Source organism: Cedecea sp. B1(4) (assembly GCF_059414925.1).
Map to the genome: position 1 here is coordinate 456,928 of NZ_JCAHMZ010000003.1, position 10,905 is coordinate 467,832.

The 10,905-nt window shown below is 52.7% G+C and carries 15 protein-coding genes; 7 read left to right on the forward strand and 8 right to left on the reverse strand.

From position 1 onward, the window contains the following. Positions 1-23 precede the first annotated feature (23 nt). From ACR6JA_RS09590 to ACR6JA_RS09600, 3 genes are all read left to right on the forward strand, one after another. Positions 24-413, forward strand: coding sequence for a VOC family protein (locus tag ACR6JA_RS09590; RefSeq protein WP_213715236.1), 390 nt, complete (start codon positions 24-26; stop codon positions 411-413). A 61-nt stretch (positions 414-474) separates the two neighbouring features. Next, entirely contained in the window at positions 475-1,782 is a 1,308-nt protein-coding gene (gene tilS, locus ACR6JA_RS09595; RefSeq protein WP_494493958.1) for a tRNA lysidine(34) synthetase TilS, read from the forward strand. Further along, positions 1,779-2,090 (forward strand): c-type cytochrome, encoded by a 312-nt coding sequence (locus ACR6JA_RS09600; RefSeq protein WP_213715240.1) that lies wholly within the window; start codon positions 1,779-1,781, stop codon positions 2,088-2,090. Before tilS ends, ACR6JA_RS09600 begins: the two co-directional genes overlap by 4 nt. A 55-nt stretch (positions 2,091-2,145) precedes the next feature. Here ACR6JA_RS09600 and rof read toward each other — a convergent pair whose 3' ends face one another. Together rof and ACR6JA_RS09610 are read right to left on the reverse strand one after the other, a co-directional pair. Continuing rightward, positions 2,146-2,406 (reverse strand): Rho-binding antiterminator, encoded by a 261-nt coding sequence (rof, locus tag ACR6JA_RS09605; RefSeq protein WP_008456962.1) that lies wholly within the window; start codon positions 2,404-2,406, stop codon positions 2,146-2,148. Further along, positions 2,393-2,593 (reverse strand): YaeP family protein, encoded by a 201-nt coding sequence (locus tag ACR6JA_RS09610; protein WP_008456963.1) that lies wholly within the window; start codon positions 2,591-2,593, stop codon positions 2,393-2,395. Before ACR6JA_RS09610 ends, rof begins: the two co-directional genes overlap by 14 nt. 198 nt (positions 2,594-2,791) lie before the next feature. Between ACR6JA_RS09610 and ACR6JA_RS09615 the strand changes: the two genes are divergently transcribed. From ACR6JA_RS09615 to nlpE, 3 genes are read left to right on the forward strand one after another with little or no spacing between them, the layout of a single operon-like run. Then, on the forward strand, positions 2,792-3,334 hold the full coding sequence (locus tag ACR6JA_RS09615) for a YaeQ family protein (protein WP_008456965.1): 543 nt from the start codon (positions 2,792-2,794) through the stop codon (positions 3,332-3,334). Continuing rightward, complete coding sequence (gene arfB / locus ACR6JA_RS09620; RefSeq protein ID WP_008456967.1) at positions 3,331-3,753, forward strand: alternative ribosome rescue aminoacyl-tRNA hydrolase ArfB; 423 nt, start codon at positions 3,331-3,333, stop codon at positions 3,751-3,753. The genes ACR6JA_RS09615 and arfB overlap by 4 nt, the downstream gene beginning before the upstream one ends. Positions 3,754-3,789: 36 nt before the next feature. Continuing rightward, entirely contained in the window at positions 3,790-4,479 is a 690-nt protein-coding gene (gene nlpE / locus ACR6JA_RS09625) for an envelope stress response activation lipoprotein NlpE (protein ID WP_008456969.1), read from the forward strand. 50 nt (positions 4,480-4,529) lie between these two features. On the opposite strand, the gene proS is transcribed toward nlpE, so the two are convergent. From proS to metN, 6 genes are all read right to left on the reverse strand, one after another. Then, on the reverse strand, positions 4,530-6,248 hold the full coding sequence (gene proS, locus ACR6JA_RS09630; protein WP_494493959.1) for a proline--tRNA ligase: 1,719 nt from the start codon (positions 6,246-6,248) through the stop codon (positions 4,530-4,532). Between the two features lie 110 nt (positions 6,249-6,358). After that, positions 6,359-7,066: a tRNA (N6-threonylcarbamoyladenosine(37)-N6)-methyltransferase TrmO gene (tsaA, locus tag ACR6JA_RS09635; RefSeq protein WP_494493960.1), complete on the reverse strand. Its 708-nt coding sequence runs from the start codon at positions 7,064-7,066 to the stop codon at positions 6,359-6,361. Next, positions 7,063-7,467 (reverse strand): Rcs stress response system protein RcsF, encoded by a 405-nt coding sequence (gene rcsF, locus ACR6JA_RS09640; RefSeq protein ID WP_008456976.1) that lies wholly within the window; start codon positions 7,465-7,467, stop codon positions 7,063-7,065. Before rcsF ends, tsaA begins: the two co-directional genes overlap by 4 nt. Before the next feature lie 113 nt (positions 7,468-7,580). Then, complete coding sequence (locus tag ACR6JA_RS09645) at positions 7,581-8,396, reverse strand: MetQ/NlpA family lipoprotein (protein ID WP_008456978.1); 816 nt, start codon at positions 8,394-8,396, stop codon at positions 7,581-7,583. Positions 8,397-8,426: 30 nt separating this feature from the next. Next, on the reverse strand, positions 8,427-9,080 hold the full coding sequence (locus ACR6JA_RS09650; protein WP_008456980.1) for a methionine ABC transporter permease MetI: 654 nt from the start codon (positions 9,078-9,080) through the stop codon (positions 8,427-8,429). After that, the gene (metN, locus tag ACR6JA_RS09655; RefSeq protein ID WP_008456982.1) at positions 9,073-10,104 is read right to left on the reverse strand and encodes a methionine ABC transporter ATP-binding protein MetN; all 1,032 of its coding nucleotides are present in this window, start codon (positions 10,102-10,104) and stop codon (positions 9,073-9,075) included. The genes ACR6JA_RS09650 and metN overlap by 8 nt, the downstream gene beginning before the upstream one ends. A 188-nt stretch (positions 10,105-10,292) precedes the next feature. Here metN and gmhB point away from each other — a divergent pair, with 188 nt between their 5' ends. Continuing rightward, on the forward strand, positions 10,293-10,859 hold the full coding sequence (gene gmhB, locus ACR6JA_RS09660) for a D-glycero-beta-D-manno-heptose 1,7-bisphosphate 7-phosphatase (RefSeq protein ID WP_213715245.1): 567 nt from the start codon (positions 10,293-10,295) through the stop codon (positions 10,857-10,859). Positions 10,860-10,905 lie beyond the last annotated feature (46 nt).

Genomic DNA, 10,905 nt, shown 5'->3' on the forward strand with positions numbered 1-10,905 from the left:
CCTGAAGTGACTAAGGAGATTTTATGCTGGGTTTAAAGCAAATTCATCACGTCGCGATTATCGCGTCGGACTACGAACGCAGTAAGCAATTCTATTGCGATGTGCTGGAGTTTACGCTGGAAGCGGAAGTTTACCGCAAAGAGCGGGACTCCTGGAAAGGTGATCTGGCGCTGAAAGGCCAGTACGTTATTGAGCTATTCTCTTTTCCGTTTCCGCCAGTACGCCCAAGTCGCCCGGAGGCCTGCGGGCTTCGTCACTTGGCATTCAGCGTGGAAAACATTGATCAGGCGATTACGCATCTGGAAAGCCATGGCGTGAAATGCGAGCCCATTCGCGTCGATCCTTATACCGATAAACGTTTCACCTTCTTCAGCGATCCCGACGGCCTGCCGCTGGAACTTTATCAGCAGTAAACCTTGCCAGCGCCGCGAATGCCCGGTAATTTGCCGGGCAAACCCCTCGTAACGACAAACTATGACTAGCCGCGAACTTCAGTCTTTTCTGCATCCTCACCGCCAGCTGCTGGTGGCGTTTAGCGGTGGGCTGGATTCGACGGTTCTGCTGCATCAAGTCGTTACCCTGCGAGATACTCTGCAACCTGGCCTGCATATCAGGGCAATGCATATCCACCATGGACTCAGCCCAAGAGCAGACAGCTGGGTGGAACATTGCCGGGCGCTTTGTGAGAAATGGAACGTGCCTTTCGAAGTGGCGTATGTTCAGCTTCCCTCCGGCGGCCAGGGGATTGAAGGGGAGGCGAGGGCGGCCCGCTATCAGGCGCTTTCTGACTCGCTTTTGGCAGGCGAAGTGTTGTTGACGGCGCAGCATTTGGACGACCAGTGTGAGACCTTCCTGTTGGCGCTTAAACGCGGCAGCGGCCCGGCCGGGCTGGCGTCGATGCCCGCGATTTTGCCTTTCGGCGACACTTCATTACTGCGTCCTCTACTGGCAACTTCACGTGCACAGCTCGAGGAGTGGGCTGGCGTTCACCGGCTAAGCTGGATTGAGGACGAAAGTAATCAGGACGATAAGTATGACCGGAATTTCCTGCGTCTGAGAGTCGTTCCTCTGCTGCAGCAAAGATGGCCCCATTTTTCCCGCAGCGTTGCCCGTAGTGCGGATTTATGTGGTGAGCAGGAGCAACTGCTTGATGAACTGCTTGCCGAACAGCTGAATAACTTGATGTCCCCCGAGGGCGCGCTGCATATCGAACCGATGCTGACGATGAGCGAGGCACGGCGATTTGCCCTGCTGCGGCGCTGGCTCTCCTGGCATCGTGCTGCGATGCCGTCCCGGGCTTCTCTTCAACGTTTATGGCAGGAAGTCGCTTTAAGTCGGGAAGATGCCAATCCTCGCCTTCGCCTGGGTGAACATGAAATCAGGCGTTTTCAGGGGGAACTGTATTGGGTTCCGCTGCTGAACATCGATCGGGAAAAAAGCTATTTATGGCCCGCACCTTATCACCCCCAGAATCTCCCTGGGCTGGGAATGATTTTACTCAGTGAGAAGGGAATGCCGGTGCGTGCGCCAGCAGAGGGCGAAATTGTTAGCCTGCGTTTTAAGGCTTCGGGTTTGCTGCATATTGTCGGCCGTGATAAAGGGCGAACGCTGAAAAAAATCTGGCAGGAATTGCGCATTCCGCCATGGGAACGTGACGCCACGCCGCTGCTGTTTTATGGCGAGCAACTTATCGCTGCGCCGGGTATTTTTGTCACTCGTGAAGGACAGGCTACGGAACATTCATGCTGGCACATAGACTGGCAAAAGGGAGTTGAGCAATGAAAAAATTCGTATTGCTGCTTGGGCTGATAGCCTGCAGTTTACCTGCTCTGGCGAAAGGCGATGCTCAGGCTGGAGAAGCGAAGGCCATGACCTGCGTTGCCTGCCATGGCATGAGTGGGAAAGCTTCTGCGCCGCTGTACCCAAACATTGGCGGGCAGAGCGAAGCTTATCTGGAGCATTCGCTTCAGGCTTATAAAAAAGGGGAGCGCAGCGGTGGTCAGGCAGAAATCATGAAGGCTTACGTCAGCGGGCTTTCAGACGAGGATATCTCTAATTTAGCGGCCTACTACGCCTCAATGAAGCCGTAAACAAAACGGGCAGCCTCGATAGCTGCCCGTTTTGTTTGAGATGGGGTGATCAGATTTATTCGACGCTCACCACGATAGTGCCGATTTCGGGGTGGCTAAAGCTGTTAATTTTATCGAGGCGTAACTCACGTGTAGCGCCGGCGTTATCGACAACCAGGTATTCGACGTTTTTACGAGAAACCAGATCGCTCGCTTTGGCTTTCAAAACCTCCCCGTCTTTTAACTCCAGCGTCAGTAACAAATGATGCTGGCAGGCGAGCTCGAGATTGTCATAATCATCACAGTTGATGGGTTGATACGCATCATTCATTGACATAATCGCTCACCAGTAAGTTCGCGGCAGCATAAGCCGCCTGTTCCCTGACCGACTCCGACACGGCCTCGCTGGAGGCAACTTCGTTCAGAGCCTTCAATACGCATCCTAAGGCATCAGGAATATAGCCTAAATCGCCGCTGGCAATTTCCGCGTAGCGTTGCCGAACTAATTCACAATACTTTTCCACATACCCTCCTCTCAGAGTCCCGACTTCAGACCTACCCGTGGGGTCAAGTCTAAGCCTACGAAGATAAACTCTGTTTAGCAAGGTGACTATACCACAGCAATGTAACCGATATCAGCCACGCAAATATACCCGTCATACTCAGAGCCGAAGGAGTGTTATTTCGCTACAATAGCGCGCAATTGTGTATGGAGAAGTGTGATGGCGTTAAAAGCGACAATTTATAAGGCGACGGTGAATGTGGCCGATCTCGATCGTAATCGGTTTCTGGACAGCAGCCTGACGCTGGCGCGTCATCCTTCGGAAACGCAGGAACGCATGATGCTGCGCCTGCTGGCATGGATTAAATATGCGGATGAGCGTCTGGAATTTACCCGTGGCCTCAGCGCAGAAGACGAGCCGGAAATCTGGCGTAAAAACGATCACCTTGGCATTGATTTGTGGGTAGAACTAGGGTTACCGGAAGAACGTCGGGTCAAAAAAGCCTGCAGCCAGTCGGCTGAGGTGGCATTGTTTACCTATAATAGTCGGGCGGCGGAAATTTGGTGGCAGCAAAACCAGACCCGCCTGAGCCAGTTTAAAAACCTGTCCATCTGGTATCTGGATGACGCACAGCTGGCGAAGCTAAGTGAGTTTGGTACGCGCACCATGAACCTACAGGCGACGATTCAGGATGGCGCAATCTGGCTATCCGACAGCGAGAATAATCTGGAAATTCACTTTACGGCCTGGCTGCAACAATGATTTCCGTGTCGCGAACGGTCGTTATCCCGGACAATGAAGTTACGATTACCGCGATTCGCGCCCAGGGGGCTGGAGGGCAGCATGTGAATAAAACCTCAACGGCGATTCATTTGCGCTTTGATATCCCTGCCTCTAGCCTGCCGGAGTCGTATAAGATACGTCTGCTGGCAGTAAGTCACCATTTGATCACGCCTGAGGGCGTGGTGGTGATTAAAGCCCAGGAATACCGAAGCCAGGAGATGAACCGCGAAGCGGCGGTGGCTCGCCTGGTTTCACTGATACAAGAACTCACCGTAGTGCAGAAGAGCCGCCGTGCCACAAAGCCGACGCGGGCTTCTAAAGAGCGTCGTCTGGCCTCAAAGGCGCAGAAATCGACAACCAAAGCACTACGCGGCAAAGTTCGTCGCCATCCGGAGTAGCGACGAACATTGGGACAACGGCATAAGGAATGAAGCATGAAGAAGAGTCTTCTGGCTGCGCTGGCAGCGCTCAGCCTGTTCACGCTATTTGGCTGTAATAATCGTACGGAAACGCAAACTTTGATCCCGGCTCAGGCGGCGGAATTGAAACCGATGCAGCAGAGCTATCGCGGCGTAGTGCCGTGTGCGGATTGTGAAGGGATTGAAACCTCGCTGTTTCTGGAAAAGGACGGCACCTGGGTGATGAATCAGACCTACCAGGGTAAAGGAGCCTCATTTGCCAGCTACGGTAAATGGGCGCGGACTGCCGATAAACTGGTCTTAACCGACAGCGAAGGCGAGAAGCAGTATTACCACCCTAAGGGCGACAGCCTGGTGATGCTGGATCGTGAAGGCAATCCGATTGATTCGCAGTTCAACTACACGCTAAAAGCGGTGGATGCGAAGCTGCCGTCAACGCCAATGCCGATGAAAGGCAAGTATAAATACATGGCTGACGCGGCGGTATTCCAGGACTGTGCGACCGGTAAAACCTTTGCCGTTGCGGATAATGCCGAACTGGAAAGAGCCTATGCGGCAGCGCGCGGCAAGAACAGCGCGCCAATCCTGCTGGTGGTAGAAGGGCACTTTACGCTGCAGGCTTCTCCAGACAGTGGGGAGTTACAAAAAGCGCTGGTCGCGGATAAGGGTGCGAAGTTTAAGCCCGGCAAAGAGTGTAACGACTAAAACGAAAAAGCCCGTCCAGATGGACGGGCTTTTTTATGCTCAGCGGCTAATTAGCCTTTGATCTGCTTCACCAGGAAATCAACGATCTCGTTGGTTTTGATCATCTGCTTCTCACCTGCACGGCGATGTTTGTATTCGATCTCTTCGTTGTCAAGATTGCGGTCGCCGATAACGATAGTGTGAGGAATACCAATCAGTTCCATGTCTGCAAACATCACGCCTGGACGCTCTTTACGATCATCCAGCAGCACGTCGATGCCCTGAGCGCGCAGCGTGGTATACAGCTCTTCAGCCAGTTGCTGCACGCGGAATGACTTGTGCATGTTCATTGGCAAAATCGCAACGTGGAACGGGGCGATAGCATCCGGCCACAGAATACCGCGATCGTCAAAGTTCTGTTCAATCGCAGCCGCGACCACGCGGGTAACACCGATACCATAGCAACCCATGGTCAGAGTCTGGTTACGGCCATCTTCACCCTGAACGGCGGCTTTCAGCGCTTCAGAGTACTTGGTACCCAACTGGAAGATGTGACCCACTTCGATGCCGCGCTTGATCATCAAGGTGCCTTTGCCGTCCGGGCTTGGATCGCCGGCCACAACGTTACGGATATCAGCAACTTCTGGCAGCGCAACATCGCGTTCCCAGTTAATGCCGATAAAGTGTTTGCCGTCGATGTTGGCGCCAGCGGCGAAATCACTCATTGCCGCAACGCTGCGGTCAATCACAACTGGAACAGGCAGATTGATTGGACCCAGGGAACCAGGACCGGCTTTCACGATGTCGCGAATCTCTTGTTCGGTGGCGAATGTTAGCGGACTTGCTACCTGCGGCAGTTTCTCAGCCTTCACTTCGTTCAGTTCGTGATCGCCACGAACCAGCAAAGCAACCAGCGGGTAAGCGCTGCCTTCGGTGGCTTTCACCAGCAGAGTCTTAACCGTTTTCTCGATTGGCAGGTTGAACTGCTCAACCAGCTCGGCGATAGTTTTTGCGTTCGGGGTGTCGATTTGGCTCATTGCAGCGGTTGGCGCTGTGCGGCCTGATGCCGGTGCTAAAGCTTCAGCGAATTCGATGTTTGCCGCATAGTCTGAGCTGTCAGAGAAGATTACATCGTCTTCACCGCTTTGGGCCAGCACCTGGAACTCATGGGAAGCGCTGCCGCCAATAGAGCCGGTATCTGCCTGAACGGCACGGAAATCCAGACCCATACGGGAGAAAATCTTGCTGTAAGCCTCATACATCTTGTCGTAGGTTTCCTGCAGGGATTCCTGAGACGTATGGAACGAGTAGGCGTCTTTCATCAGGAATTCGCGGGAACGCATTACGCCAAAGCGTGGGCGAACTTCGTCACGGAATTTAGTCTGGATCTGGAACAGATTCAGCGGCAACTGCTTGTAGGAGCTCAGTTCGTTGCGAATCAGGTCGGTGATCACTTCTTCGTGGGTTGGACCCAGCACGAAAGGACGTTCGCCACGGTCAACAAAGCGCAGCAGCTCCGGGCCGTATTGCTCCCAACGTCCACTCTCCTGCCACAGGTCGGCGGGTTGAACCACCGGCATGCACATTTCGATAGCACCGGCATTGTTCATTTCTTCTCGCACGATGTTTTCGACTTTCTTCAGGACGCGCAAACCGGTCGGCAGCCAGGTGTATAAACCGGAGGCCAGCTTGCGGATCATCCCGGCGCGCAGCATCAGCTGGTGGCTGACTACTTCAGCGTCGGCAGGTGTCTCCTTCAGAGTGGAGAGCAGATATTGGCTAGTACGCATGTTGTTACGGTTCCATTTGAACGGCATAGCGCAGGCCAGCGGCGGCCTGCTTCAAAAAAAGTGGTTTAGTTTACCAGTGTGGCAGAGATGTCAAAAGAGAGAGGGCTAAATTAACTCGTTTCGAGAGCGAACACTTCAAAACCGTGTTCTGTGACGCGCCAGCGAACGTTAAAGTCAAGCAGCAGAACGGCGTAAGTTTTCCCGACATCTTCACCTTTACGATAGGCAGGACGAGGGTCCTGAGCAAGCACCTGACTGATAAAACGCGCAAAATGCGGATAGCGTTTTTCCAGCCCGGTCAACTGATGCTGCACTTCTGGTGTAAACATCACAGGCATGTCCGCCTGCGGAGCCTGCTGTGCGTAGCCAGCACGTGCGTCCGGCACGGCTTCTGCAAATGGCAGGTACGGTTTGATATCTACAATGGGCGTACCATCCATCAAATCCAGACTGCCGAGCTGTAAGATCACTTCGTCTTTTTGGCAACGAATACCTTTAAGCTCAACCAGCGACATACCGATTGGATTCGGGCGAAACGTGGAACGCGTAGCAAACACGCCCATTCGCGCGTTTCCGCCAAGCCGGGGAGGACGTACGGTTGGGCGCCAGCCGCCTTCCATCGTTTGGTGAAAGACAAACAATAGCCACAGGTGGCTAAACTCTTCCAGCCCACGAACGGCATCGGCCTGGTTGTAAGGCGCAAGCAGACGCAGTTCACCGCCGCCGTCTTTGACAAGACCGGGCTGACGCGGGACGGCGAACTTTTCTTTATATGGGGAGCGAATAACGCCTATTTGTGCAAATTGAAATGGGGTCATTGCGCCGAAACTTGCAGCGCGGAGCCAACGCAAACAGCCTGACGGTAGCACCCCGGCGTGCCAGTGGTGATGTCGCAGCTGTGCTGCAGCACAGCATTGGCTTTCATTTTGGAGGCATTAATCTGCATGCGTTTACGTGCTGTCGGGATATTCGGTGGGGAATCCTGATTGCTTGCCTGGCAAGACTCGCCGCTGACTTCGCCTAAATCACGGAACGGTTTACCCACTAAGTCTTCTGCGTTTGTGTAGATTCTGACCGGAACAGGGCGAGGCGCTTTCGGCTTCTCTGTTTCTGTCTTCGGCGCAGCTGCCGTGCTTTGAACGGGTTCTACTGGGGATCTGCTTAGCATTGAACAGCCGCTCAGCGCGAAGGCTAATAAACAGATCGGTAAAGCACGCATAATATTTCCTCAATGAATGTAAAACGGGGAACATTGAAGCAAGCTCGAACCAAAATAACAAGGCGGGCTTGCGCCCGCCTTTAATTATTTACGTAAAACTGAAGAATGGAAACTTACCAGCCTTTAACCGCACCGCCGTTAAAGACTTTGTTAGCCGCTTCGTTCACTTCGTCAGACTGGTAGGCCTGAACGAACTTCTTCACGTTTTCTGCATCTTTGTTGTCTTCACGAGAAACGATCAGGTTCACGTAAGGAGAGTTTTTGTCTTCAACGAAGATACCGTCTTTCGCTGGTGTCAGGCCAATCTGGCTAGCGTAAGTGGTGTTGATGATGGCCAGAGCAATCTGCGCATCGTCAAGAGAGCGCGGCAGTTGTGGTGCTTCCAGCTCAACCAGTTTCAGATTTTTTGGGTTCTCGGTGACATCCAGCACGGTTGGCAGCAGACCAACACCGTCTTTCAGTTTGATCAGACCTTCTTTCTGCAGCAGCAGCAGAGAACGGCCGAGGTTAGTTGGGTCGTTTGGCAGTGCTACCTGAGAACCCGGCTGCAGTTCAGCCAGTGATTTGATTTTTTTGGAGTAGCCGGCAATTGGATAAACAAAGGTATTGCCTACGGAAACCAGCTTATAACCACGATCTTTGATCTGCTGATCCAGGTAAGGTTTGTGTTGGAAGGCGTTAACGTCGATATCGCCTTTGCTGAGTGCTTCGTTTGGCAGGACATAGTCGGTAAAGGTCACCAGCTCAACATCGAGGCCATACTTCTCTTTAGCCACTTTCTGAGCCACTTCCGCAACCTGCTGCTCAGCGCCAGCAATCACGCCGACTTTAATGTGGTTTGGATCTTTTTCTTCCTGACCGCAACCCACCAGGGCCAGAGAGCCAATCAGAGCGCCGACCGCGGCGAACGTTTTAAAGTTAAAAGCCATGTCCTTTTCCTTGTATGAATGCAGTTGTGTTTATTTGTGTGTAACAGCCCGGACGATACGATCGCCAGAGAATTGAATTAAGTAAACTAGCACGACCAGCAGAACCAGTACGGTATTCATTACGGTAGCGTTGTAGCCGATGTACCCGTACTGATAGCCAATCTGCCCCAGACCACCGGCACCGACGGCACCGCCCATAGCAGAATAGCCCACTAAAGTGATAAGGGTAATCGTCGCGGCATTGACCAGGCCTGGAAGCGCTTCTGGAAGCAGTACTTTACGGATGATTTGCAGCGGCGTGGCGCCCATCGCGCGTGAAGCTTCAATCAGGCCGGTTGGAATTTCCAGCAGGGCATTTTCAACCATACGCGCAATAAACGGCGCGGCACCAACGGTCAACGGAACGATAGCAGCTTGCAGACCGATAGACGTTCCTACGATGACGCGAGTAAAAGGGATCATCCAGACAAGCAGGATAATGAATGGAATAGAACGGAAAATGTTAACTATCGCCGAGAGGCTGCGGTAAAGCTTCGCATTGGCGCTGATTTGCCCAGGACGAGTGATGTAAAGCAGCACGCCGACAGGCAGACCGAGCACAAATCCGAAGAAACCGGAAACAAAGGTCATAGCCAACGTTTCATATACGCCGCGAGCCAGTAACCAAATCATTGCTTCAGACATAACCCAGCACCTCTACTTTCACGTGTTGCTCCTGCAGCCAGGCAATAGCGGCTTGCGTATCTTTTGGCTCGCCGTGCATTTCACACAGCATGATGCCGAACTTCACGCCGCCGGCATAATCCATCTGCGCGCTAATAATGTTGCTGTTCACGTTGAAGGTACGTGCTGTTTCTGAGAGCAGTGGGGCATCGACCGACTGGCCAGTGAACTCCAGGCGTAATAAAGGTACCGCATTTTCTTTATGCTCTGCGTTCAGACGCTGCGCGTAATCTTCCGGCACGTCGAGGTGCAGTGTGGACTGAATAAACTGCTGCGCCAGAGGCGTTTTCGGATGGGAGAACACTTCGCTCACCGTATCCTGCTCAATAAGCTCGCCGTTGCTGATCACGGCCACGCAGTCACAAATACGCTTGACCACATCCATCTCGTGGGTGATAAGCAGAATGGTCAGGCCCAGGCGGCGGTTAATGTCTTTCAGCAGCTCCAGAATAGAGCGGGTCGTGGCTGGGTCCAACGCGCTGGTAGCTTCGTCACACAGCAGGACCTTTGGGTTGCTGGCTAGCGCACGAGCAATCGCGACGCGCTGCTTCTGACCGCCGGATAGATTTGCAGGCCAGGCATCGTGCTTTTCACCTAAACCCACTAAGTCTAGTAGCTCGGTAACGCGACGTTTAATCTCTTCTTTTGGCGTGTTATCCAACTCGAGCGGCAGAGCGACGTTACCAAAAACGGTACGCGAAGAAAGCAGATTAAAGTGCTGGAAGATCATACCGATCTGGCGGCGGGCTTTGGTTAACTGGGTTTCAGAAAGCGTTGTCAGGTCCTGACCGTCAACCAGAACTGAACCTTCGGTTGGACGTTCGAGCAGGTTTACACAGCGGATAAGGGTGCTTTTCCCCGCACCGGACGCGCCAATCACGCCATAAATTTGCCCGGCAGGGACGTGCAGACTGACATTATTCAATGCCTGTATGCTGCGGTTTCCCTGCTGGAACACCTTGGTGATATTTGAAAGTTTAATCATTGAGTTATTTATTATCGTATCTGTATTAGCCGTGGAATTTTCTGCTACCAGTAACCAAAGTTACCGTAATCGATATGGATGTTAAGGCATCCAGACGTCTAAATCAATCGGCGAGTGAAGGACTGTTCTCTCCTTATTACTAAATCATGCGATACTAAACGTCATTAACCCGTTTCAGGAGCTCTCAAGTGGCACAGTCCGTACCCGCTATTTTTCTCGACCGCGATGGCACCATTAATGTCGATCATGGCTATGTATATGAAGTTGACCGATTCGAGTTTATTGATGGTGTTATAGAAGCAATGCGCGAATTAAAAGAGATGGGCTTTGCTCTGGTGCTGGTGACTAACCAGTCCGGCATTGCACGCGGGATGTTCACCGAGGCTGACTTTGAAAACCTGACCGAATGGATGGACTGGTCGCTGGCGGACCGCGGCGTCGATCTCGACGGCATCTATTATTGCCCTCATCACCCGGATGGGAGCGTGAAAGAGTTTAGCCAGACTTGTGACTGTCGTAAGCCGCAGCCTGGCATGCTGATTTCTGCCCGTGACTTCCTGCACATTGATATGGCTTCTTCTTATATGGTTGGTGATAAAATTGAAGATATGCAGGCCGGTGCTGCCGCAATGGTGGGGACTAAAGTGCTGGTTCGCACCGGCAAACCAGTGACAGAAGCAGGTGAGACGGCCGCAGATGTGGTTATTAATAGCCTCGCAGACCTGCCAAAACTCATCAAACAGCGCCAAAAATAAGCATTTCGTTTAAAAAACAGGCTATCAGAAAGTTTTTTCAAATTAG